Source organism: Bradyrhizobium sp. 33ap4 (genome assembly GCF_032654765.1).
GTDB lineage: Bacteria > Pseudomonadota > Alphaproteobacteria > Rhizobiales > Xanthobacteraceae > Bradyrhizobium > Bradyrhizobium australafricanum.
In genome coordinates, this window is sequence record NZ_JAUMTJ010000037.1 from 52704 (window position 1) to 74160 (window position 21457).

A 21457-nucleotide genomic window follows, 5' to 3' on the forward strand; every position below is an offset into this window, starting at 1 on the left:
TTGATCGGATCGATCGCCGCCATCCAGCAATTGCCCGGCGCACCATGACGTGCAACAGGAATAATGATCGCGACCACGCCGCGCTGCTTGCTGCAGCGCAAACTGGAACGCGACGACATCGATCGCGCGTCGCGGAGTAACTGAGGCGGAAACATGGCTCATGGCGGTTCGGTGCTTGCGCTGCTCCTGATGCTTTGGGCGCCGACCATAGCGCGGGCGCAAGAGGCGGAATTGCCTGTAAGCGAAGTCGCTCCCGGAATATTCGTTCACACCGGGGTCACCGCATTGATGACGCGCGAGAACGAAGGCGCCATCGCCAATGTGGGATTCGTGATCGGCGACAGCGCCGTCGCCGTCATCGACACCGGCGGCAGCGTCCGCGAAGGACGACAGCTGCTCGCCGCGGTCCGCAGCCGTACCGACAAGCCGATCCGCTATGTGATCAACACCCACGCCCATCCAGATCACAGCTTCGGCAATGCGGCTTTCGTCGGCGACGGGACCAGCTTCGTCGGCCACAAGTCTTTGCCACGCGCGCTGGCCGCGCGCGGACAATTCTACCTCGACGGGTTTCGCCGGACCATGGGCGACGAGCTGATCGACGAGGTGAAGATCATCCCCCCGACCGTGCTGGTCGCGGACACGCTGAAGCTGGACCTCGGCGGACGGGCCCTCACCCTGAAAGCGTGGCCGCCCGCCCATAGCGACAACGACCTCACGGTCCTCGACGAGCAAACCAGCACCCTGTTCGCCGGCGACATGGTTTTTCTCATCCATATTCCCGTGGTCGACGGCAGCCTCAAGGGCTGGCTGCGTACGCTCGACGAGCTCGCGGCGATCTCCGCCGAGCGCGTGGTTCCCGGTCACGGGCCCGTGAGCGCGTGGCCGGCCGCGCTTGCCGACGAGCGGCGTTATCTTGGGGTGCTGGCCGCGGATGTGCGCGCACTGGTCGCAAGCGGCAAACCGATCACGGCCGCGGCCGAGCACGCCGCGGCCGCCGAGCGGCCGCGCTGGCAATTGTTCGACGATTACAACGCCCGCAACGCAACTGCAGCATTCTCGGAAATTGAATGGGAGTAGCTGTTCGTCCTATGATGACGCGGCTACATAGGATTTCGCGAACATGACCGGACATCGCGCCCGCCTGCTTTGCATCGCAAGCCTGCTCACGATCGCGCTGGGCACACCGGCTGCGCCCGCCGCGGAGGCCTATGATCCCTGGCCGGGTCTTGTCCAGGACATCTTCAGCAACCGTCCGATGAATGACGGCAATGATGTCATCGGCATCGAGATGCCGATGCGTGCGGAAGACGCCGCGATCGTGCCAGTGACGCTGCGCACCAAGCTGCAGCCGAGCGACAGCCGCCGCGTCGTCGCGATCACGCTTGTGATCGACGAGAACCCGGCGCCGATGGCCGCGAAGTTCACGCTGGGGCCGGCCGCCAACGTCACCGAGATCTCGACCCGTGTCCGCGTCAACAACTACACCAATGTGCACGCCGTCGCGGAGCTCAGCGACGGCAAGCTCTATGTCAGCAAGGTCTATGTCAAGGCGTCCGGCGGCTGCTCAGCGCCCGCCGGCAAGAACGTCGAGGAAGCCAAGAACCGCCTCGGCCAGATGCGCTACCGGCAATTCACCAAGTCCGAACAGGGACCTGCGACCAGCACGCGGGAAGCCCAGATCATGATCGGGCATCCGAATAATTCAGGCCTGCAGATGGACCAGGTCACGCAGCTCTATATCCCGGCCTTCTTCGTCAACGAGCTGCACATCTGGCAGGACGACAGTCCGGTGCTGGCGATGGAGGGCGGAATCTCGATTTCCGAGGATCCCAATATCCGCTTCACCTACGTCTCGAATGGCGCCAAGCGCTTCCGTGCCGAAGCCAAGGACACCGAAGGGCATATCTTCGAGCACGAATGGAAGGTCGAGAATCCCGGCACCTGACGCCTCGCGTCACGACGGACGCAAAATGCAATGAGATCAGGTTGGATCGCTATCGCGCCTTAGCCCGATATTTAAGCATGATGTTTCCGGAAAACCGCTTCGCACTTTTCCGGATCATGCTCTAGAAGCACCTGACTTCGGCTTCGGCCTGGGCGCGCCTGAGGTCGTTGAGCGCGTTCGCGGCCTGCTCGGACGAGCGGAACTGGCCGCCCAGATTGCCGCGCACCTGCGCCATGCTCAGCACGGTCTCGGCGGTGACATAGCGATCGTAGGGGATGATCGAGGCGACGACGTCGATCGAGCAGGAACATTGCTCGATCGACTGCCGGGATTCGCCATTGGCCTTCATGCAGCCGAACACATATTCCGCCCGCGCCGAGGTCGGATAGTCGTTGATCTCCTGGGCCCGCACGCTGACGGCCGTCCCGGCCAGCACCAGGATGGCGACAATCGGTCGTAGCATGCCAGCTCCTGCCATGGTCCTGCTTCCTCTTCTCTTTCCGCAAGCTATGCTATGGATGTTGATCAGAAAAGAAAACATTCGGGGAAGTGGCTCAAGAAACGATGATCATCTCTGTACGCACGGTGTTGGCTGCGGCAGTTCTGGCGGTCATGCAGTTCGGCACCTCGTGCTACGCGCAGACCATCCGCGTTGCAGCGCAGAAGACCGGAACGCTGGCCTGGGAACTGGCCGTCATTCGCTCCCATGGTCTCGACAAGAAGGCCAATCTGTCGATCGACGTCGTCGAGTTGGCGAGCCCCGAGGCCGGCAAGATCGCGCTGCGCGCCGGCACGGCCGACGTGATGGTATCGGACTGGCCCTGGGTGTCGCGCGAGCGGTCGCTCGGCGCCAAGCTGCAATTCTATCCCTATTCGAGCGCGCTCGGCGCCGTGATGGTCCCGGCCTCCTCGCCGGTCAAGACGCTCGCGGACCTCAAGGGGCGGAAGCTTGCCATTGCCGGCGGGGCGATCGACAAGAACTGGCTGTTGCTGCAAGCCGCATCGAAGCAGGACGGCGTCGACCTGAAGTCGCAGGCGACCATCGTCTACGGCGCGCCGCCGCTGCTCGCCGCCAAGACGCTCGGCGGCGAGATGGACGCGACGCTCAATTACTGGAATTTCTGCGCCGCGCTCGAAGCCAAGGGCTTTCGCCGGCTCGCCGGGATGGAAGAGATCCTGCAAAAGCTCGGCAGCAAGGGCCGCATCGCCATGATCGGCTACGTGTTCGACGAAGCCTGGGCCAATGCCAACAAGGATCTGGTGGCCCGCTTCATCGCGGTGACCCGCGCGGCGAAAGAGATTCTGGCGACCTCGGATGCCGAATGGGACGCGATCGCGCCGCTCACCGGCGCGCAGGATCCCGCAACCCTGCATGCCTATCGTGAGCGCTACCGCGAAGGCATCCCGCGCCGTCCGATCGCGGACGAAGAGGCCGATGCGCGCGTGCTCTACCGGGTGCTGGCGCAGCTCGGCGGCCGCGATCTGGTCGGCACGGCAACCGAGCTCGATCCCGGCACCTTCTACCAAGCGATCCCGGGAGACTAGCGGTGCTGCGTCTCCTCTCATTCACGCTGTTCATCGCGACCTGGTGGATCGCCTCGCTGCTGATCGGCGATGCGAAGCTGCCGGCGCCGCCGGCGGTGCTGTCGGTGCTCGTCGCCGAAGCCCGATCGGGCGCGCTGTTCGTCAATCTCGGCGCAACCCTGGCCCGGGTCGCGCTGGCCTTCACCCTTGCCATGGCGCTCGGCTCGGCGATCGGCTATTTGATGGGCCGCGTCTCGCTTGCCAATCGCCTTGGCGATCCCTGGCTGATCCTGCTGCTCAACCTGCCCGCGCTCGTCGTCATCGTGCTCGCTTACATCTGGGCCGGGCTGACCGAGGTCGCCGCGATCGCCGCCATCGCCATCAACAAGCTGCCGACCGCCGTCGTCACCCTGCGCGAAGGCGCCCGCGCGCTCGATCCTGCGCTCGACGAAATGGCGACGGCGTTTTCTTTTCCGCGCGGCCGCGCCTTCCGTCATGTGATCCTGCCGCAGCTTGCGCCCTACATCGCGGCCGCTGCGCGCTCCGGGCTCTCGCTGGTCTGGAAGATCGTGCTGGTCGCCGAATATCTCGGCCGGCCGAACGGCGTCGGCTTCGAGATCGGGGTTGCCTTCCAGCTGTTCGACATCCCCTTGCTGCTTGCCTATTCACTGAGCTTTGCGGGTGTCGTGCTCATCATCGAAACCCTACTGGTGCAGCCGTTTGAAACCAGGCTAACGCGGTGGCGGCTCCGTGCAGCTTGAAGTCAATATCACCGGCAAGAGTTTTGAGAGCGCGGCCGGGAAGCGGCACGACGTGCTCGACAACGTCACCTTCACGCTGAACGCCGGCGAGGTCGGCGTGCTGTTCGGCCCGTCAGGCTGCGGCAAGAGCACCCTGCTCCGGATCCTCGCCGGGCTCGACGCCAACTACCGGGGCCATGTCGCGCGGTCGCCGGGCATGCGCCTTGGCATGGTCTTCCAGGAGCCGCGGCTGTTGCCCTGGCGCACGGTCGAGGAAAATGTACGGCTGGCCGCGCCGCATGTCGACGACAGCACGCTCTCTGCGCTGTTCGAGGTGCTCGAACTGGGCGCGCACCGCAACCATTTTCCCGCGGAGCTGTCGCTCGGCCTCGCCCGCCGCGTCGCGCTGGCCCGCGCCTTCGCCATCGAGCCCGATTTCCTGATCCTCGATGAGCCGCTGGCCTCGCTCGACAATGCGCTCGCGGGGCGGCTGCGCGACCAGGTCGCGACGCTGGTGGCGAGCCGGAAAATGATGACCTTGCTCGTCACCCACGATCTCGACGACGCCGTTCGCCTCGGCGATCGCCTGTTCTTCCTGTCATCGCGGCCGGCCCGCATCCTCCACGTCGAGACCATTGCCACACCACGCGCGACGCGCGGCGAACCCGAGATCGACGAAATCAAGCGGCAACTCTCACAGTTGGACCTTGCAAATATGTGAGACGCCGTCATCCTTGGACGAAGCATAAAGGAGAGGCTGGATGTCGCGCGCGTTGATCGCTGTTGGTGTTGCGTCGCTTGTGCTGCCGGCGACGGTGCTCGCCCAAAGCAAGGGCAAAGGCATTCGGCTGTGGAATCTGACCAGCGCCACGATTTCGAGCTTTGAGCTGTCGCCGGCAGGCAAGAACGAGTGGGGTCCGAACCAGACGCTCAACGACAAGGACAAGGAAGTCGACCATGACGAGCGCCTGCGGATCACCGGCGTCGAGCCCGGCCGCTACGACGCCAAGGTCGGCTACAGCGGCGCCAAACAGTGCTTCGTTCGCGACATCGAGATCAAGGCCGACGCCGTGTTTTCGGTATCCGACAAGGACTTGAAGGACTGCAACAAATAGGAAGGCTAACCCGCCGGCAGCTCGCCGCCCGTGCCGGCCCGATCGTTGCTGTGCGGATATTCGCAACGCCAGCGCACCGCGGTCCATTTCGGATGTTCGCCGACCCACCGCGCGATGTAAGGCGGCGCGGCCATGGCGCATTGCTGCAGCGAGCCGTTCCAGTTGAACACCAGATGCTGCTCCTCGCAGGTGGCGGGCGACAGCACGGCACATACCGTGACGATCAGATCAATCGGGTTCATGCGCGATCCCTAAGCGTGCTCATGCAATAGATAACACGGCGAAATACGTAATCAGCCACGTCCGGGTTTCACAGCCCCGTGAGAGGTTGGGGAACCCGGTCCGGGAGGCCTCACGCTCTAGAAGTTCAAACCGTACACCAGCCGCGCCTGATGGCGCTCGAAATTGACGAGGTCGAGGGCGGCATTGCTTCCGGCCCGCTGCCCCCAGGCCTGGACGCTCCATGTCGCGGTCAGGCGTGAACGTTCGGAGAGCTGGAAATAGGCGGTCGGTCCGATGAACAGCGCCTGCCCGGACAGTTCATCCAGGCCGATTCCCTCGTACTTCCTGAAATAGCGCGCTTCGCCGCCGATCAGGATATCCGGCTTCACCCTGGCCATGAGGCCGAATGCGGCACCGATGGTGGCATCCTGATCCGCAGCGCCGGTGCGCGGCGTGCGCGTCCATTCCGGCTCATAGCTTAGGTTGAGGGCCGCGATGACAAAATTCGGGATCACCTCGCGGTCGAACGCGACCGTGAGTTCGGTGCCATAACTACGGACGGCTGCGGCCGTCGTCTCGTCGACGCGATCGGCACGCGTCTCCAGCGCGACCGTCATGCCAAAGGGCGCCGTCTCGCGATTCAGAAAGCGATAGCGGAAATCGACCGAGACGCTCTGCCACGACAGCTGGCGCCGATCGTCAAGACCCGGAACGCGGTTGATGTCGTATGCGCTGAATGACGTTCCGAGCTCGACACGAAAATTCGGCGCGGGCACGAGCTCGAGCTCCATTTCCTGATTGAGCGTGCGATACCGGCCGCCGTCCTTGGCGAAGCGCCCTGTGGTCTGGCTCTGGAATTCGCGCTCACCGACATTGCCCACGTCGGAGCCGATCATGAAGCCGAAGATGTGCTCGGTATCAAAGTCCTCGGCATATGCGCCAGGCGGCAACGCCGCCGCGATGCCGGCAATCGCCGCGCACAGCATCCCCGCCCAACGCCCGGTCTTGAGTTTTGGATTCATCGTCCCCGCACCACCGCCTCAAGCCACACTGTAGGACAAAGCAGCTAGGCCCGCCAATCGCGCAGGTGGTGTCGGTCTCAAGGTCTTGTGGGAAGGGTATGAGAGAAGCTGTCCGAGCGGCCGCAGCGCCCGAGAAAGACACGTTCGACAAAAGACGCCTGCCCGGCTCGATGCAGCGCGCTGCACGAGCCGGGCAGGCTGTCTCGCGTTACTTGTCTTAAGATTACTTGCGCGCTGCGCAGGCGTACATGTTGATTTCCATGCCCACCGGCACTTCGACGATCTTCGGTGTTTTCCAGGCCATTTCCTTCTCCCAAGTCATAAGTTGGCGCAAGCCTCGCGCCGCGCGGCAAGCTAGGGCTGCCTTTTCCAGGGCGCAAGCCGGCCGGGTAAGGACCCGACTTCGCTGCTGGACATGCCGAAGCGGACGACGGCTCGCTGACATCTGCCCGGCATTGGGAACTCCGACACTGATCTGTCGGGCATTTTCCGGCTGCCGGGCGGCGACGCGTGGGTAAGGAGACCCGATTCATCCAGCCGCGTCTTGCCCAAGAGCGAAATCGCAACTTTTTTTGTTATGCGCGGAATTCTGCGTCAATATCCGGCAAATCCGCCCGGCAAAGTTCGCCGGCTGGCAACTTATTTGAGCAGGCGCAGCAGGGCCCGGCCGGCGCGCGAGTTCAACTCCTTCGCATCCAGCGTTCCGTCATTGTCGGGATCTGCGGCCTTGAAGCGCTGCTCGACGACCGCGAGATATTCGTCGAGCGTCAGGGTGCCGTCGTGATCGGGATCGGCAGCGGCCAGTTCTTTCGCGGTCAGCCGTCCACGCAATTCGCGCGCGTCGAGCGTGCCGTCATGGTCGGGATCGAGCTTCGCGAACAGATTGGCGGCAGCCTTCTTGGCTTCGGCGAGATCGACCGTACCGTCATCGTCAGGATCGAGCATCTTCAGCGCGCCCTTGCGGCCGGATGCCGCCAGGGCGGGCGCCGACAGGACGGCCATGGCCAAAGTCAGAGCAAACGATCGACGCGAAATCATCATTCATCTCCCTTACGTGCCGCTCCGGCGACGGGGCGAAGTGCGCCACGAAAAGCGCACCATAACAGCCTTGGCGAACCTTCGACAGCTGGCGCAACCGGTGAGCCCTTGTCGGTTTTCGGGTGGAAAGAGACCTCCCGACTGGTCACCTGTGAAGCTCCGACGTATCGCACCAAGATGATCGAGGCGAGCCATGAGCGACATTTGGAGGAGCGCATTGGGCTGTCTGGTTGTGCTCGGTCTGCTTGCGCCCGTGTCCGCGCAGACCCGGCACCCTGCCCCATCGGCGGAGGCGGTCCAGCAGCGCGTGCTCACCGGCAAGGAGCGGCTCGGCCGCAAATGGACCGACGAGCAGCGTATCGATAATTGCAATGTGCCGCCGGACAAGCGGGGCGCGAAACCGCGGCCGAGTGTCTGTCCCCCGACGCCGTCCAGCTGACCGTTCGCGCCGCGGCATCACGGCGGGCCGCGCTGGTGTAGCGTATTCCACGCGACGGCAAGCCACGAACGCATCTGCGAAAGACCTGACGCTTTCGATCAGTCTCTTGCGGTTACCGGGCGCTCGTTCACGTTTTCGTATTGACCCGTTTTGGTTTCAGGCGGATGGTTCCGTCCGCAACGTCAGGAATAGGCGTGCGAAAAAAGGTTCATTGGGAGGATAGGATGAGACGCATTGCGCTGGCCGCAAGCCTCGTGATTCTTGCATCGTATGGTGCAAGCGCCCAGACCAACGAGCAGTTGGTCAAGGGGGCGACTGATACTTCGAACGTTCTCAATTACGGCATGGGTTACAATCTTCAGCGCTTCTCGACGCTGAACCAGATCAACAAGGACACGGTCAAGAATCTCGTTCCCGTTTGGAATTACAGTCTCGCCGACGATCGCAGCGAGCAATCGCAGCCGTTGATCTACCAGGGCACCATCTATCTCACCACGCACAACGCCACGATGGCGATTGACGCCAAATCCGGCAAGCAGGTGTGGAAGACCAAGGTCGAATATCCCGCCGAAACACCGCGCATCGTCTGCTGCGGCATCATCAACCGCGGCGCGGCGCTGTTCGATGGCAAGGTGTTCCGCACCACGCTCGACGCCAATGTGATCGCGCTCGATGCCAAGACCGGCAAGGAGCTGTGGCGCCAGAAGGCCGCGGATATCAAGGAAGGCTACTCGATGACGGTGGCCCCGCTGGTCGCCGACGGCGTCGTGATCACCGGCATCTCGGGCGCCGAGTTCGGCACCCGCGGCTTCATCGACGGCTGGGATCCCGCAACCGGCAAGCATCTATGGCGCACCCATACCATCCCGTCCCCGGACGAACCCGGTGGCGACACCTGGAAGGGCGACACCTGGAAGCTCGGCGGCGGATCGACCTGGATCACCGGCTCCTACGATGCCGAGCTGAACACCGTCTATTGGGGCATCGGCAACCCCGGACCGTTCAACTCGGCGGTGCGTCCCGGCGACAACCTCTACACCTGCTCGGTGCTGGCGCTGGATCCGAAGACCGGCAAGATCAAGTGGCACTACCAGTTCTCGCCGAACAACCCGTTCGACTACGACTCGGTTGCCGAGATGGTGCTCGCCGACATGACCGTCGAGGGCAAACCGACCAAGGTGCTGATGGACGCCAACCGCAACGGCTTCTTCTACGTGCTCGATCGCACCAATGGAAAGCTGCTCGCGGCCAATCCTTACGTGACGGTCAACTGGGCGAGCGGCATCGACCTGAAAACCGGCCGTCCGATTGAGACCGACATCTCCAAGGATGCGCGCGACGGCAAGAAAGTCCTGGTGCAACCGTCGATCCTTGGCGGCAAGAACTGGGAGCCGATGTCGTACAATCCGCAGACCGGCCTAGCCTACGCCAATACGCTCAATATCGGCGGCAACTACAAGGCCGAGCCCGCGACCTACAAGCAGGGCGAATGGTATCTCGGCATGGACCTCACCGATCCCTGGGCCTGGCCCAACGGAGCGCGCGGCTATCTCAAGGCCATCGAGCCCATGACTGGAAAGAGCAAGTGGGAGGTGGCGAGCGACATCCCGCGCTTCTCGGGTGTGCTCTCGACCGCCGGCGGCGTTGTGTTCTCCGGCCAGCTGACCGGTGAATTCGATGCGTTCGACGCCGAGAACGGCAAGAAGCTGTGGAGCTTCCAGACCGGCTCCGGCATCGAAGGCCAGCCGGTGACCTGGCAGCAAGATGGCGTTCAGTATATCGCCGTCACCAGCGGCTACGGCGGAGTGTACTCGATCTTCTCCGGCGACGAGCGCCTTGCGAAAGTGCCGACGGGCGGGTCCCTCTGGGTCTTCGCCGTCAAGCAGTGAGCGCGGATCGCACGTGAAGACAGTATCGATCTGGACGGCGGCGGTGTTCACCGCCGCCGCGATGACGGGCATCGCGACTATGACGATGCCTGCCATCGCACAGCAAGCAAATGCCGACGGCGATCAGGCCACGATCGACAAGGGCAAAGTCACGTACGCCCAGAAGTGTTCGCACTGCCATGGTCCGAACATGGTCAATTCGGGCACGGTCACGCCGGACCTTCGTACCCATCCCGATGACAAGACACGGTTCGTCACCACGGTGAAGCAGGGCAAGAACGGCAAGATGCCGCCGTGGGGCGACATCCTGAGCGACGAGGAGATATCGGATCTCTGGGCCTTCGTCGCAAGCCGGAGAAAGCCATGAGGGCCTGGACCGCGGCGCTAGCCGCCGCTCTCGGCTTCGCACTGATCTCGACGCTTGCCGGCGTGACCGCGGCACGCGCGGCCGACGAGCCGCTCCGAGTCTGTCTCGACGAGGACCTGCCGCCGTTTTCCGTGCATCATCGCGGCAAGCCCGCCTCGGGCTTCGACGTTGCGCTCGCGCAGGCAATAACCGGGCGGCTCGGCCGCAAGCTCGAGATCCAGTGGTTCGAAAGCAAGCTCGATGACACCGCAAGCCCGGCGCTCGAAGCCAATGCGCTGCTGTCGGACGGGCGCTGCTCGCTGGTCGGCGGCTACGCGCTTACCACGGACTCGCTGAAGGCGCCCGGCGTCACGACGGCCAAGCTGCCGGACTTCGACGGCGCCACCCGCGAGGATCGCCGCCGGCGGATTCCGATCGGCGTGCTGGCGCCGAGCCAGCCCTACATCTATTCGCCGATGACCGTCGTGCTCGGTCCCAAGGCCAAAGACAAGATCAAGGAGCGCAAGATCAAGGATATCGGCGATCTCGCCGGCCTTCGCCTGACGATCGAAAGCGGCACGCTGGGCGACGCCATCCTGATGACCTTCGACAAGGGAAAGCTGATCGACGACATCACGCACCTCGTTCCGGGGCGCAGCGACCTACTCGGAGAGTTGGAACGCGGCGAATTCGACGCCACATTGCTCGACCTGCGCCGCTTCGACGCCTACCGCGCTGAACATCCGGACACCAGGATCACGGCCTCGGGCTACTATTATCCGATCGGCGCCAACCGCGGTTACGTTGCGCTCGAAACCGACAAGGTCCTGCTGGAATCTGTCAACAAGGTCCTCACCGACCTGCAGGCCAAGGGCACCATCGCGGAGCTCGGCAAGGCCGCCGGCCTCACCTGGCTTCCGCCGCGCGAGCCGATCACTCTCGGCGATGTCTGGCTGAAGATTCTGAACCGGTGATGCCGGCGATAGCTATCGCAAATAGCTCGCCAGATTCATGCTCTGGATCTTGGAGATCGCCGAATAGGACGCCGTCAGCTGCGCCTGATAGGTCGAAAGCTGTGCCGTCACGGCCGCGACATCGACGCTGGTGAGGTCCGTCGACAGCGTCTTCGCAAAATTCTGGTAATCGCTCTGGTTTGTGCTGGCGGTCTCGATCTGCGACGCCGCGGCCGACAACTTTGCCTGCACGGTGGATGTGGCATCCAGCGCATTGCTCGCGAGGTCGAGCGCCTGCGTGATGTCGCTCGACGACAGCGTCCTGCTGTTGCCGACGTATTTCAGCAACCGCATGACCTGCTCGAATGCTGGATTGTCGGCGGTGACGCCGTACGAGATCGACTGGCTGTCCGACACGCGCACGGACGCGATCTCGCCGTCGCCCTTGTAGTAGCTGGTGTCTGATGCCGTCAGCGATCCGGTGCCGGTGTCGAAGCTCGACAGATCCGCCGGCGCGGTGTCGGTGCGGGCGCCGCTGAAGACATATTCGCCGTCATACTGGGTGTTGAGCAGCCCCTGCATCTGCGCCATGGCCTGCTGCGCATAGTTGATCACCGATGCCGTCGCCGTGCTGCTGCCGGTGGTGGCCGCGCTGAGCTGGGTCCGCAGCTGCGTGATGATGTCGGTCATCGACCCGACCGCCGAATACATCACCTGCACCTTGTTATCGGCGAGTTGGCTGGCATCGATATAGGACTGCGCGCGCGTCACCGACACCTGCAAATTGATGACGCGCCCGGCGCCGGAACCGTAGCCGCCGAAATCCTCGGATTGCAGCCCGGAGGACTCCTGCACCTGCTCGTTGGCCATCACCGCCTGCACCCGCAACGCGTTCGATATCATCTGGTCCGACTGTGCAAAGGTGGCAACGCGCATCGTCATGACGACGGCCTCGGGTTCAGCTGGCGCTCATCGCGGTCATCAGCGCCGAGAACATGGCATTGATGGCGGTAATGATCTGGGACGCGGCGGCGTATTTGTTTTGCAACGCACTCAGATTTGCGGATTCCTCGTCAATGTTGACGCCAGACTGCGACGACAGCGAATTCGCATAGGTCGACTGCGCGGTTTGCTTGGCGGTGTAGGCCGCCGACGCCTGGGTCGCCTTGCCGGCGACGTTGGCGACGATGGCGGCCGCGTAGTCCGTGAAAGAGCCGGTGGTCGCGCCGAGGCCGCCGGCCATGCCGAAATTGGTCGACCCCGTCAGCGCGCTCGAGAGCGCGTTCACCACCGTCGCCGAGCCCGGTGACAGCACCGAGTTTCCGGCCGTCATCGTGGACGACGCATCGAGCGTCGCCGTCGGCAGCGCCGCCGTGCCGTTGAGGATGTCGCTGCGAACGGCGATGTCGAACGCGCCGGTCCCCGTGATCAGGTCGTTGAACCCGAAGTAATCCGAAAAGCCCTCGCCCGAACTGCCGACCGAGCTCGTCATCTCGTTGATCGCAACGCCGTTGCTGGATGTGGTCGTCGAGATCGACAAGTGTCCGTTGGCATCGACCGAAGCTGACAGCCCCGAGATACCGTTGATCGCGGTGGCGAGATCACCGACCGTGGCGTAGGACGACAGATCGAGGTCCCGGTAGGACACCAGATTGCCGCTCTTGTCCGCAACGGCGATTCGCACCGTGCCGGTCGCCGAGAACGGCGTCGTGCTGCTCACAGTGGCAGTTCCGGTCAGGCTGGCCGGCGGCGGCACCGACGTGCCCTGGTTCGACACCGCGTTGACGGTCGCGGTCAGCTGCCGGGCCAGCTCGTCGAGCTGCGACTGCGCGGCCGGCAGCGTCTGGTCGCGCAGCGTGATCAGCGCGCTGACCTTGCCCGAGGAGATCTGCGAGGTGATGTCGACGCCGTTGACGGAGATGCCGCTGAAACCGCTCGACGATCCCGCGCTATACGTCGTCGACGCCGTGACGCTGGGCAGCGCCGTATAGCTCAGCGGATGCGCCGTGCTATCGACCAGCGCCTGTCCCGATCCGGTATAGACCTGCAGATCGCCGGTCGACGTGGTGAAATAGCTCACATTCATCATCGACGCGAGATCCTGCAGCGCGCTGTTGCGCTGGTCCTCCAGATCGGCCGTCGACTGCCCGGCTGCCGCCTGCTGCTTGATCTGCTTGTTGAGGTCGGAGATCTGCTGCAGGTCGGAATTGATATCGGTGACCGACGACGCGATGTCCTGGTCGGCATTGGAGCGCAGCGTCTGGATGCCGCTAGAGGTCTGCTGCAGCTGCGTCGTCACCGCCGCAAGCGCGCTGACGGCGTTCGATTGCAGCGACGCGCTGCTCGGCGTGCTCGCCAGCGACGACAACGCCGACTCGAATGCCGCGATCGTGTTGGCGAGCGAGGTGCCCGTTGTGGAGCTGTCCGAGCTCGAGGTGCTGCCATAGAGCTGCTGGAGCTCGGTCAGAAAGCTGTTGGTGGTATCGGCGGCGCCGAGATCGGAATCGGCCCCGACCAGCGACTTCAGGAGCAGCTTGTCGACCGCGCTGCTGATCCCCGTGATCGTGACGCCGGTACCGACACCAGAAGTGACGCTGCTGCTCTGGTTGGCGGTCTTCGCGGTATAGCCCTTGGTGTCGGCATTGGAGATATTGGCCGAAGCTACGCTGATCTGCACCTGCGTGGCTGACAGCCCGCTGAATGCGATGCTTCGTGCGATATCGAGCGACGACACGACCAACTCCCTCCGGCACCGGCCCGATCAGGCCCGCACGTTGGTGCCATAGGACATCGCGGGCGTGACGCGACGGCCGCCGGCGCCATAAGGCGATACGTTGGCGATCTGCTCGCGGATCGCCTGCATGATCGCCCCGATCCTGCGATTGCTGGCATCGATCGCCGCACGCAGCCGCATCACATTCTCGTCCATCGCCATGCGCAGCTTCAGGATCCGGTCCATCAGCTGCTCGCGCAGCACGCGGTCCTGGACGTTGAGATTTGCCGTCTTGCCGACCGCTTCCGCCACACACTGCTCGAACAGGGTGGCAAGGCGATGCTTCTCGTCGACCTGCTTCAGCCGCGAGGCCGGCAAGCCCTTGGCGAGCTCGACATTCTCCTCGTTCACGATCGCGATCAGATTGTCGATCAGCGCGATCAACGACCTTGCGCGCTCGTCATTTCCCGCGGGATTGATCTTGATGTTGCGTTCCGGTGTCATGTCATCGCTCCCGTTCAAGCTAGTGTCCGCGACGCAGGGCGCGAACCGATTGTGCGCTGCGCCCGTACGCGGTGATTGCCGTTACCCGGACCGCGGCCCGGTTGAGTTCATGGTCGAGCCGCGCGCATTCGCGCATTAGCTGGTCCCGCAACGTTCCGACATCGTCGAGCAACGCACGAATCTGCGCGCGATCGTCCGGCCGGACCGCAGCGGCCTTCGTCTTCAGCCGCTGAAGCCTGACCAGCAAGCGGTCATTTTGCTTTTCGGTCATCATCGCGACACCGCCGAGATCAGCGTATCGAACATCTTGTCGACTGTGGTGATCACCTGCGAGGCCGCCGAATAGGCCTGCTGCGCCGAGATCATGTTGGAGAACTGGCCGCTGGTATCGGTCGTGCTCGACTCCAGCTCGCTGCCGTAGATCGTGCCGGCGCCGTTGGTGCCCGAGGTCTGCAGCGTGGCGTTGCCGGAAGCTGCCGTCGCGGAGTACATGCCATCGCTAGCCGCGCTCAATCCGTTGGGGTCGCTGAAGGTCGCGACCGCAATCTTGTAGATCGCGATCGTCTGCCCGTTGGAGTAGGTGGCGTCGACCACGCCCCCCTTGCCGATCGAAATGCTGCTCAGCTTGCCATAGGGCAGACCGTCCGACGTGATGCTGGTGAGATCGACGGCTGGCGTGGTCTCGCCCGATGAATACTGCGTCAGGCCGTCGGTCTTGCCGGCCGTACCGAGATTGAGCGTGATGGCCGTGCCGTTGGCGGCAGAACTGTCGGCCGCCCCATCCTTCCAACCCGTCACCGAGATGACGGGAGGGCTCGGGCTGGTCGAGGCGAGCGAGCCGTCGCTGTTGAAGGTGATATCCACCGTATCGGTGATCGCGCTGGCACTGTCTGTCGTGGAGTCCGACGCGAGCTTTGGCGTCTCGAAACTGGCCTGCCAGCTGTTGTCGGCGGTCTTTTTCCAATCGATCTGGATCGTGCTTGCCGTGCCAAGCGAATCGTAGACCGTCATCGAGCTATTGAAGGTCGCACCGACGGCGGCATCGGCCGGCAGGTTCGCCGCGACCGTGGTCTTGGTGGTGGCGCTGCCGCTGGTGGACGCCACCTGCGTGTTGATCGGTCCGAGGCTCGCGGCAGAGGCATTGCCGACGATGTTGCCGTCAGCGTCGGTGCGCCAGCCCTCGAGGTAATTGCCGTTGTTGACGAGGTAACCCAGATTGTCGGTGGTGAACGCGCCGTTGCGCGTATAGGAAGTGGTACCGCCGGACGTCGCGTTGGTGGTGACGAAGAAGCCGCTGCCCTGGATCGCGACGTCGGTGGCGTTGGTGGTCGCGGACAGCAAGCCCTGCTGGGTGATGTTGGCGCGGCCGGACACCGTGACGCCGCCGGACGTATATGAGGTGGCGCTGTTCGACGCGGTCACCAGATCCTGGAACATCGCCGACGTGGTTTTGTAGCCCGTGGTATCGGCGTTGGAAATGTTATCGGAAATCATTGCCAGCGACTGACTCTGCGCGTTGAGCGCCGAGATCGCCGAGGAAAGAGCACCAGTAAGACTCATGATATGACTCCGGAAGCAATCAGGACGTGACGCCGATGATGTTGGCGGCGCTGACGGGGACGCCGTTCACGAGCAGCGAGGGCGTCGAGCCGGAGGCATCGATGCCGGTCACCGTTCCCGTCATCGTGGTGTAGCTGAGCAGCGAGTTTCCGGCGGAGTCGGTCGCGGTCACCTGAATCGTATACTGGCCGCCGTCCTTGAGCTGGGTCCCGACGGAGGTCTGGCCGTTCCAGGTGAAGGTGTTGGAGCCTGCGGTTCCGGTCCCCTTGCCGCTCCACACCGTGTTGCCCGAGGAGTCCTGGATCGTGATCGCGACGTTGGACGCAGCCGAGGTGAGCGAGTAGCCGAAAGTCGCCGAGCCGTTGGTCAACTCCGCCGTGTTCGTCTTCGCCTCGACGGTGTGGCCGATATAGTTGACCGAGTTGAGCGTCACGAGGCTCGAGAACGAGCTCGCCAGCGACGTCATGCTGGCGTTGGTCGATTGCTGCTCGGTGAAGTTGGCGTAGGAGGTGAGCTGGTTGATGAAGTCGGTCGTGCTGGTGGCGTTCAGCGGATCCTGGTTTTGCAGCTCGCTGACGAGAAGGTTGAGGAAATCGGTCGAGCTCATCCCCATCGACGCGCTCGACGACGAGCTCGACGTGGTGGAGGTTGCAGCAGAGGTTGCCGAGGAGACGGTCATGACAAGGCTCTCTTCGCCGCGGAATGCGCGACGGAACGCGGTGGAACATTGGGTCGTGATGTCGTTCGCAGATAGAACGGATCACGCGCCGATTTCAGGCGCGGATTCATCCACCCGCAATCACTTGATGAATCGGCGGAACTTGCCGTGTCCGTTGCGGGTTCGCGGCTCGCAGGCGTGCATCTCGCCGCGAGAGCCCGCGGAGAGCTGCAAAGGCAATGCGGAGCGTTTTAGAGCGAAAGGCTGATCGGCAGATCCGGCTCGCCGAGCATCAATGCCGGCGGCGTCAATGCGGGCAACAGGCAGAGGGCCAGCAGCAGCGCAGGCAGCACCTTGCCTTGCTGTGCGGATTGGTCCGGTGCTTGTGCATCGTTCGGCTGATCGTCAGTCGGGGCTGGCCCCGACGCGGGCTTCTGGGGCAATTTCGCCGCCGCGGTCACGATGCTGTCGGCAAGACCCTTTGGTGCGCGAACCGGCGGCGCCGCGAGCGCGCGGCGTACCGCACTCGCCTCCTCGTAGAGCGTCCGCGCCTCGGCCGAAGATGCCAGGAGCTGTGCGGCGGCAAGACGTTGATCGTCGGGCCAGCGGGACAGATCCTCCCCCAGCCGGTCGATCAGGTCTTCGAATGTCGCAACATCCATCGCGCGCGCAGATCCAGCCTCGTCGCCAAGGCTGTCATAAAGCATTCGCGGGACGGCGGAAATCAATTTCCGCCGCTGTCGCATCAGGTCCAGCATGGCGCTCGCCGGGCGGCTATTTTCCCCAACCAGGGCGCCCGCTCAGGCCCTTTGCTGCGCCGGCTAAGCGCCCTCGTCGGGTGATTCGCGGCCCTCTCCGGGCTCAGCGGTCGGCGGCTGATTCGAGCGTCTTGTCGAGTGCCCTGGCCTTGGCGGCCTTGCCGGCGGCCGCCTCGACGAACTTCCAGGCGTCGCGCAGTTCCGCCAGGCTCGCGATGATGCGCCGGAAATTCTCCCTGGCCTGCGGCCGGCCATAGGAGCGCAGGCACGCCATGATCAGGGCGTTATAGGTGCGGTAGAGACGATCGGCCATCGCACCGCCACGGGTGAAGTCGAGATTGTGGCTCAGCCCGCGCAGGATCGCGGTCGCCCGCGTCAGATAGATGTGCCCTTCCTCGAAGCGCTTCGCCTCGTGCGCGTCCAGCGCCTTCTGCAACAGCGTGATCGCGCCGTCGCACAGCATCACCACCGCCTTCAGCGGCGGAACCGCCACCGCTGCGGATCGATAGGCATTGTTGGCTTGGTAGGCCGTGGCATTCTGTGTCATCAGTTACTCGATGCTGCGTCTAGGAGTGCTTTCAGGTAGCCCAACGTGTTGTTCGCGCTTTCGATGGCCGCCTGGTAATTGGCGTATTGAACCTGCAGCTGAGCCTTGAACGTCGCCGCATTGCTCTGAATGTCGCTGACCTGGGACTGCAGGTCGGTGTCGCGCGACTGCAAGTTGGTGATCATGGTCTGGAGTTGACCGCTGGTTCCGGAACTGGTGTGCGCGAGCTGGTAGAGCTGCGTCGCCAAACCGGACGACGATGTCACCGTGATCGACTGCGAGGTCGAGCCCGTATAGGTGAAGGCCATACCGGCGTAGATCGTTCCTGAATTGCCGATGATGGTGTTGCCGACCACCGAAAAGCCGGAGCTGTCGCCGCCGACCGAGGCTCCGGTCAGCGTACCGGTGGAGTCCACCGTGAGGTCGAGCGTGAAGGATTGCGGCGACGTGCCGGTATTGACCACACTGAGCTGGCTGGACGAAGTGGTGGTCTGCGCCGACAGCAGCTGGGTGACGCCGGCGAGATTTTGCGTCAGCACCGCCGACAGCGTGCCGGTATCGAGCTGGAGCTCGTTGTTCTCGTTGAAGGACAGGCCGAGATCGGCCATCGTCATGCCGCCGACCGTCCCGCTGAGCACCTGCTGCAGCTGGGTCATGAGATCGCGCATCGTGCCGTCGCCGAACAGCACCGCGCTCGACGCGGCCGTGCCGTCGGAATTCTGCGCCGACTGCGCGATCACCTGGTCGCGAAATGCGTTGTAGTTGGTGACGAAGGTCTGCAGCGCTGACGTGATCTGGCTGGTGTCGGTCTCGATGCTGATGTTGAGGCTGGTGCCGCTCGGCGTCGGCTGCAGCAGGTCGAACGTGACGCCGGACAGGACGTCGGAAATGTCGTTGGTGTTACGCGTGAGCGCGATGCCGTCGAGGGTGAACTCCGCGGACTGCGACTTCTGCAGCACGTCGGTGAACCCCTCGGACGTGTCGGTGACGCCGAGCTCGTTCAGGATGTCATCGCCCGACGTCGACGAATAGGCGATGTCAGCGGCGTCCTGTGTCCCCGTCAGCACCATCTCGTAGGACCCGCTCGACACCTGGACGATGGAGGCCTGGACATTGGTGGTCGAGGTCTGGGCGTTGATGGTGTCGACGATATCCTGCATCGACATGCCGCTGGTGATCGAGATCGCCGTGCCGGTGCCGCCGGACAGGCCGAGCGAGAAAGTGCCGGACAGGCCCAGCGCCGTCGAGCTGCTCGGCTGCGAGGAGCCGATCACCTTCTGCGCGGTCGCGAGCTGGGTGATCTGGAGCGTGTGATCGCCGGTCGCCGACCCGCTGTTGACGCTCATGTTGAGCGCCGACGAGGCGCTGACGTCACCGGTGGACGAGATCGTCGCCGCCCGGGTAGCGAACGCGTTGGTGGCGATCGAATTGATGATCGACGTGCTGAGCGACGACAACCCGGTCGCCAGCGTCGACAGCTCGGTCTGCAGCGATTGATAGGCCGTGATCTTGGCTTGGTTCGCGGTGATCGTCGTGGTGATCGAGGTCGCCGCTGCGAGCTTGGCGTTGACCTCGGCCTCGATCAGGGCATCCCAATCGATGCTGGTCGAATTGGTCGTGCCGGTCGTTGTCACCGTGCTGGCGGAACTGGTCGACGTCGTGTTTGATGTGCTCGAGGTGGCGCTGCTAACCGTCATGTCGACACTTCCGCCGCGATAGGAATCGGGCCGGCATCATGCCGGCCCGATCGGTCTTTCGAATTAGCCTAGCAGCTTCAGCAGGTACTGCGGCATCTGGTTCGCCGCGGTTTCAGCGGAGACCGCGGCCTGGGTCTTCACCTCGGCCGAGGACAGCGTCGCCTGCTCGGAGGCGATATCGACGTCCTTGATCGCCGAGTTGGCCGACTGCAGGTTCTGGGTCTGGGTCGAGATCGAGTCGGCGCTGAAGTTGAAGCGGGATTCCTGAGCACCGATCTCGGCGCGTGCGGACGAAACCTTGTCGATCGCGGTGTCGAGAGCCGTCATCGCGCTGGTGGCGCTCGACAGGCTGGACACATCGAGCGACGTCACGGACAGCGACGAGGCCGTGAGGCTCGTCAGCGTGATCGTGATGGTGTCGGCCGAGGTCGAACCGACCAGCACCGAGACGCCCGAGGAGAACACGCTCGAACCGTCGAGCAAGCTCTGGCTGCTGTAGCGGGTTCCGCTGGCGATCGAGTCGATTTCGCCCTTGAGCTGCGTGAATTCCGAGTTGATGTAGGCGCGGCTGGAATCGGCCACGGTGCCCGAGGCGGACTCGGAAGCCAGCGACTTCATGCGGGCCAGGATGTCCGAGATGTTGGAGGCGCCGCCGTCGGCGGTCTGCAGGATCGAGGTCGCCTGCGCCGCGTTGGTGGCGGCCTGCTGCAGCGTCGTGATGTCGGAGGAGATGCGGGTCGAGATCGCAAGACCGGCCGCGTCGTCGGAAGCCGAGGTGATGCGCGAGCCGCTCGACAGCTTCGACAGCGCGCTGGTTTCCTGCTGCGAGTTGATGTTGAGGTAACGGACCGCGGAGTTCGCGGCGGTGTTGGTGGAGATTGCCGGCATGAGTAGCTCCTGTGCTGATGGGGCATGGCATGCCGCATCGTGAAAAAGAGAGGTGACGCGGATCCAGCCCCCGTCCGCCCGATCAAACGGGCCGGCCGCCGGTGGTCAGGCGCAAAATCTTCAGAAGCTGGAATTTATGGTTAGCAGTCGGTAAACGCGCCGCGCAGGTCGCGCTCGTGCCGCTTCAGCATCTCGCGCAGCTGCTGCCGTCCTCGCTTCAACAGCGACTCCACCGCGGCCACGGTCGTGTCCATGACCTCGGCGATCTCGCCGTTGCTCATGTTCTCGTGATACGACAGGATCACTGCGACGCGCTGCTGCTCGGGCAGGCGCTGCATCGCGACCTCCAGCAGATTGCCGATCTCGTTGCGCTCGATCACGGCGGAGGCATCGGGCTGGGTGTCGGCGACCTCGGGCACGACATCGACATTCTCGGTGCGCGGCTTGCGGCGCAGATCGATGCAGCGGTTGCTGACGACGCGATAGAGCCAGGTCGAGAACTTGGCGCGGCCATGCTGCCAGCGGCCGCGATGGGTCCACACTTTCAGCATCGTGTCCTGCACGACGTCTTCGGCGTCGGCGGCGTTGCCGACGATGCGCAGCGCGATCGCGTAGGCGCGATCGACGTGGCGTTCGACCAGAGCACGAAATGCCGTCTCGTCGCCGGCGGCGAGACGGTCGAGCAAGTCCTTGTCTTCGTCGTGGATCTCGACGGTGTCGAGCGGGCCCGCATCGGCAACGGTGGGGACGTTGCTCCACGGCGCAGCCGCTTCGGCCGGTGCAACCGCGGCCGGCGTGGCCTCCACTTCGGCCGGTGCCCTCATATCAAGCGCGTAACTCATCCGCCGCTCTCCAACCAACGCCGCTGGCACACATTCCATGCGGCTTCTGAGCGT

At 63.8% G+C, this 21457-nt stretch carries 26 protein-coding genes; 10 read left to right on the plus strand and 16 right to left on the minus strand.

What is annotated here, in order from left to right:
- Positions 1 to 189: 189 nt before the first annotated feature.
- Positions 190 to 1080 (plus strand): quinoprotein relay system zinc metallohydrolase 2, encoded by an 891-nt coding sequence (locus Q2M23_RS26740; RefSeq protein ID WP_410469770.1) that lies wholly within the window; start codon positions 190 to 192, stop codon positions 1078 to 1080.
- Between the two features lie 43 nt (positions 1081 to 1123).
- Positions 1124 to 1948 carry a quinoprotein dehydrogenase-associated SoxYZ-like carrier gene (locus tag Q2M23_RS26745; RefSeq protein WP_316397603.1) on the plus strand — a complete coding sequence of 275 codons (825 nt, stop codon included), beginning with the start codon at positions 1124 to 1126 and terminating at the stop codon, positions 1946 to 1948.
- Between the two features lie 121 nt (positions 1949 to 2069).
- On the opposite strand, the gene Q2M23_RS26750 is transcribed toward Q2M23_RS26745, so the two are convergent.
- On the minus strand, positions 2070 to 2411 hold the full coding sequence (locus Q2M23_RS26750) for a hypothetical protein (RefSeq protein ID WP_371852187.1): 342 nt from the start codon (positions 2409 to 2411) through the stop codon (positions 2070 to 2072).
- A 149-nt stretch (positions 2412 to 2560) separates the two neighbouring features.
- Between Q2M23_RS26750 and Q2M23_RS26755 the strand changes: the two genes are divergently transcribed.
- Genes Q2M23_RS26755 through Q2M23_RS26770 form a run of 4 tightly spaced genes read left to right on the plus strand, consistent with a single transcriptional unit; the run spans position 2561 to position 5327 of the window.
- Positions 2561 to 3493 (plus strand): ABC transporter substrate-binding protein, encoded by a 933-nt coding sequence (locus Q2M23_RS26755; protein ID WP_168856108.1) that lies wholly within the window; start codon positions 2561 to 2563, stop codon positions 3491 to 3493.
- Between the two features lie 2 nt (positions 3494 to 3495).
- The gene (locus Q2M23_RS26760) at positions 3496 to 4233 is read left to right on the plus strand and encodes an ABC transporter permease (protein ID WP_057020570.1); all 738 of its coding nucleotides are present in this window, start codon (positions 3496 to 3498) and stop codon (positions 4231 to 4233) included.
- Positions 4223 to 4933: an ABC transporter ATP-binding protein gene (locus tag Q2M23_RS26765; RefSeq protein WP_076834171.1), complete on the plus strand. Its 711-nt coding sequence runs from the start codon at positions 4223 to 4225 to the stop codon at positions 4931 to 4933. The genes Q2M23_RS26760 and Q2M23_RS26765 overlap by 11 nt, the downstream gene beginning before the upstream one ends.
- 40 nt (positions 4934 to 4973) lie before the next feature.
- Positions 4974 to 5327, plus strand: coding sequence for a hypothetical protein (locus Q2M23_RS26770; protein ID WP_076834173.1), 354 nt, complete (start codon positions 4974 to 4976; stop codon positions 5325 to 5327).
- Between the two features lie 5 nt (positions 5328 to 5332).
- Here Q2M23_RS26770 and Q2M23_RS26775 read toward each other — a convergent pair whose 3' ends face one another.
- From Q2M23_RS26775 to Q2M23_RS26790, 4 genes are all read right to left on the minus strand, one after another.
- Entirely contained in the window at positions 5333 to 5569 is a 237-nt protein-coding gene (locus Q2M23_RS26775; RefSeq protein ID WP_168856069.1) for a hypothetical protein, read from the minus strand.
- A 117-nt stretch (positions 5570 to 5686) separates the two neighbouring features.
- Complete coding sequence (locus Q2M23_RS26780) at positions 5687 to 6571, minus strand: hypothetical protein (RefSeq protein WP_375167094.1); 885 nt, start codon at positions 6569 to 6571, stop codon at positions 5687 to 5689.
- 223 nt (positions 6572 to 6794) lie between these two features.
- Complete coding sequence (pqqA, locus tag Q2M23_RS26785; protein WP_009031067.1) at positions 6795 to 6875, minus strand: pyrroloquinoline quinone precursor peptide PqqA; 81 nt, start codon at positions 6873 to 6875, stop codon at positions 6795 to 6797.
- 335 nt (positions 6876 to 7210) lie between these two features.
- On the minus strand, positions 7211 to 7609 hold the full coding sequence (locus tag Q2M23_RS26790) for a calcium-binding protein (RefSeq protein ID WP_253589705.1): 399 nt from the start codon (positions 7607 to 7609) through the stop codon (positions 7211 to 7213).
- Positions 7610 to 7802: 193 nt separating this feature from the next.
- Here Q2M23_RS26790 and Q2M23_RS26795 point away from each other — a divergent pair, with 193 nt between their 5' ends.
- The 4 genes from Q2M23_RS26795 (at position 7803) to Q2M23_RS26810 (ending at position 11257) form a co-directional block, all read left to right on the plus strand.
- On the plus strand, positions 7803 to 8048 hold the full coding sequence (locus Q2M23_RS26795; protein WP_246786780.1) for a hypothetical protein: 246 nt from the start codon (positions 7803 to 7805) through the stop codon (positions 8046 to 8048).
- Positions 8049 to 8272: 224 nt separating this feature from the next.
- Entirely contained in the window at positions 8273 to 9937 is a 1665-nt protein-coding gene (locus Q2M23_RS26800) for a methanol/ethanol family PQQ-dependent dehydrogenase (RefSeq protein ID WP_057020576.1), read from the plus strand.
- A gap of 79 nt (positions 9938 to 10016) precedes the next feature.
- Positions 10017 to 10304 carry a c-type cytochrome gene (locus Q2M23_RS26805; RefSeq protein WP_229188856.1) on the plus strand — a complete coding sequence of 96 codons (288 nt, stop codon included), beginning with the start codon at positions 10017 to 10019 and terminating at the stop codon, positions 10302 to 10304.
- Positions 10301 to 11257, plus strand: a complete 957-nt coding sequence (locus Q2M23_RS26810; RefSeq protein ID WP_316397604.1) for a transporter substrate-binding domain-containing protein — start codon at positions 10301 to 10303, stop codon at positions 11255 to 11257. Before Q2M23_RS26805 ends, Q2M23_RS26810 begins: the two co-directional genes overlap by 4 nt.
- Before the next feature lie 12 nt (positions 11258 to 11269).
- Here Q2M23_RS26810 and Q2M23_RS26815 read toward each other — a convergent pair whose 3' ends face one another.
- From Q2M23_RS26815 to Q2M23_RS26865, 11 genes are all read right to left on the minus strand, one after another.
- A complete protein-coding gene (locus Q2M23_RS26815) occupies positions 11270 to 12178 on the minus strand; it encodes a flagellin (protein ID WP_316397605.1) in 909 nt (302 codons plus the stop codon).
- 16 nt (positions 12179 to 12194) lie between these two features.
- Positions 12195 to 13970 carry a flagellar hook-associated protein FlgK gene (flgK, locus tag Q2M23_RS26820; RefSeq protein WP_316397606.1) on the minus strand — a complete coding sequence of 592 codons (1776 nt, stop codon included), beginning with the start codon at positions 13968 to 13970 and terminating at the stop codon, positions 12195 to 12197.
- A 27-nt stretch (positions 13971 to 13997) separates the two neighbouring features.
- Positions 13998 to 14453, minus strand: coding sequence for a flagellar protein FlgN (locus Q2M23_RS26825; RefSeq protein WP_316397607.1), 456 nt, complete (start codon positions 14451 to 14453; stop codon positions 13998 to 14000).
- Between the two features lie 19 nt (positions 14454 to 14472).
- Positions 14473 to 14727 (minus strand): hypothetical protein, encoded by a 255-nt coding sequence (locus tag Q2M23_RS26830; protein ID WP_316397608.1) that lies wholly within the window; start codon positions 14725 to 14727, stop codon positions 14473 to 14475.
- Positions 14724 to 16013, minus strand: a complete 1290-nt coding sequence (gene flgE / locus Q2M23_RS26835) for a flagellar hook protein FlgE (protein ID WP_141339833.1) — start codon at positions 16011 to 16013, stop codon at positions 14724 to 14726. Before flgE ends, Q2M23_RS26830 begins: the two co-directional genes overlap by 4 nt.
- A gap of 19 nt (positions 16014 to 16032) precedes the next feature.
- Positions 16033 to 16692, minus strand: coding sequence for a flagellar hook assembly protein FlgD (locus tag Q2M23_RS26840; protein WP_316397609.1), 660 nt, complete (start codon positions 16690 to 16692; stop codon positions 16033 to 16035).
- A gap of 230 nt (positions 16693 to 16922) precedes the next feature.
- Positions 16923 to 17429: a hypothetical protein gene (locus tag Q2M23_RS26845; RefSeq protein WP_316397610.1), complete on the minus strand. Its 507-nt coding sequence runs from the start codon at positions 17427 to 17429 to the stop codon at positions 16923 to 16925.
- A 103-nt stretch (positions 17430 to 17532) separates the two neighbouring features.
- Positions 17533 to 17976 (minus strand): flagellar export chaperone FliS, encoded by a 444-nt coding sequence (locus Q2M23_RS26850; RefSeq protein WP_316397611.1) that lies wholly within the window; start codon positions 17974 to 17976, stop codon positions 17533 to 17535.
- Entirely contained in the window at positions 17976 to 19673 is a 1698-nt protein-coding gene (gene fliD, locus Q2M23_RS26855) for a flagellar filament capping protein FliD (protein WP_316397612.1), read from the minus strand. The genes Q2M23_RS26850 and fliD overlap by 1 nt, the downstream gene beginning before the upstream one ends.
- A 63-nt stretch (positions 19674 to 19736) precedes the next feature.
- The gene (locus tag Q2M23_RS26860; RefSeq protein ID WP_028336954.1) at positions 19737 to 20561 is read right to left on the minus strand and encodes a flagellin; all 825 of its coding nucleotides are present in this window, start codon (positions 20559 to 20561) and stop codon (positions 19737 to 19739) included.
- Between the two features lie 140 nt (positions 20562 to 20701).
- Positions 20702 to 21403 carry an RNA polymerase sigma factor gene (locus tag Q2M23_RS26865; protein WP_316397613.1) on the minus strand — a complete coding sequence of 234 codons (702 nt, stop codon included), beginning with the start codon at positions 21401 to 21403 and terminating at the stop codon, positions 20702 to 20704.
- Between the last annotated feature and the right edge of the window lie 54 nt (positions 21404 to 21457).

Coding starts and splice junctions, on each gene's coding strand:
- pqqA (WP_009031067.1), bottom strand. CDS start 6,875: ATGGCCTGGAAAACACCGAAGATCGTCGAAGTGCCGGTGGGCATGGAA.
- Q2M23_RS26775 (WP_168856069.1), bottom strand. CDS start 5,569: ATGAACCCGATTGATCTGATCGTCACGGTATGTGCCGTGCTGTCGCCC.
- Q2M23_RS26770 (WP_076834173.1), top strand. CDS start 4,974: ATGTCGCGCGCGTTGATCGCTGTTGGTGTTGCGTCGCTTGTGCTGCCG.
- Q2M23_RS26845 (WP_316397610.1), bottom strand. CDS start 17,429: ATGCTGGACCTGATGCGACAGCGGCGGAAATTGATTTCCGCCGTCCCG.
- Q2M23_RS26840 (WP_316397609.1), bottom strand. CDS start 16,692: ATGACCGTCTCCTCGGCAACCTCTGCTGCAACCTCCACCACGTCGAGC.
- Q2M23_RS26800 (WP_057020576.1), top strand. CDS start 8,273: ATGAGACGCATTGCGCTGGCCGCAAGCCTCGTGATTCTTGCATCGTAT.
- Q2M23_RS26740 (WP_410469770.1), top strand. CDS start 190: ATGCTTTGGGCGCCGACCATAGCGCGGGCGCAAGAGGCGGAATTGCCT.
- Q2M23_RS26780 (WP_375167094.1), bottom strand. CDS start 6,571: ATGAATCCAAAACTCAAGACCGGGCGTTGGGCGGGGATGCTGTGCGCG.
- Q2M23_RS26795 (WP_246786780.1), top strand. CDS start 7,803: ATGAGCGACATTTGGAGGAGCGCATTGGGCTGTCTGGTTGTGCTCGGT.
- Q2M23_RS26860 (WP_028336954.1), bottom strand. CDS start 20,561: ATGCCGGCAATCTCCACCAACACCGCCGCGAACTCCGCGGTCCGTTAC.
- Q2M23_RS26830 (WP_316397608.1), bottom strand. CDS start 14,727: ATGATGACCGAAAAGCAAAATGACCGCTTGCTGGTCAGGCTTCAGCGG.
- Q2M23_RS26805 (WP_229188856.1), top strand. CDS start 10,017: ATGACGATGCCTGCCATCGCACAGCAAGCAAATGCCGACGGCGATCAG.
- Q2M23_RS26750 (WP_371852187.1), bottom strand. CDS start 2,411: ATGCTACGACCGATTGTCGCCATCCTGGTGCTGGCCGGGACGGCCGTC.
- Q2M23_RS26865 (WP_316397613.1), bottom strand. CDS start 21,403: ATGAGTTACGCGCTTGATATGAGGGCACCGGCCGAAGTGGAGGCCACG.
- Q2M23_RS26745 (WP_316397603.1), top strand. CDS start 1,124: ATGACCGGACATCGCGCCCGCCTGCTTTGCATCGCAAGCCTGCTCACG.
- Q2M23_RS26850 (WP_316397611.1), bottom strand. CDS start 17,976: ATGACACAGAATGCCACGGCCTACCAAGCCAACAATGCCTATCGATCC.
- Q2M23_RS26755 (WP_168856108.1), top strand. CDS start 2,561: ATGCAGTTCGGCACCTCGTGCTACGCGCAGACCATCCGCGTTGCAGCG.
- Q2M23_RS26825 (WP_316397607.1), bottom strand. CDS start 14,453: ATGACACCGGAACGCAACATCAAGATCAATCCCGCGGGAAATGACGAG.
- Q2M23_RS26815 (WP_316397605.1), bottom strand. CDS start 12,178: ATGACGATGCGCGTTGCCACCTTTGCACAGTCGGACCAGATGATATCG.
- Q2M23_RS26790 (WP_253589705.1), bottom strand. CDS start 7,609: ATGATTTCGCGTCGATCGTTTGCTCTGACTTTGGCCATGGCCGTCCTG.
- Q2M23_RS26810 (WP_316397604.1), top strand. CDS start 10,301: ATGAGGGCCTGGACCGCGGCGCTAGCCGCCGCTCTCGGCTTCGCACTG.
- fliD (WP_316397612.1), bottom strand. CDS start 19,673: ATGACGGTTAGCAGCGCCACCTCGAGCACATCAAACACGACGTCGACC.
- flgE (WP_141339833.1), bottom strand. CDS start 16,013: ATGAGTCTTACTGGTGCTCTTTCCTCGGCGATCTCGGCGCTCAACGCG.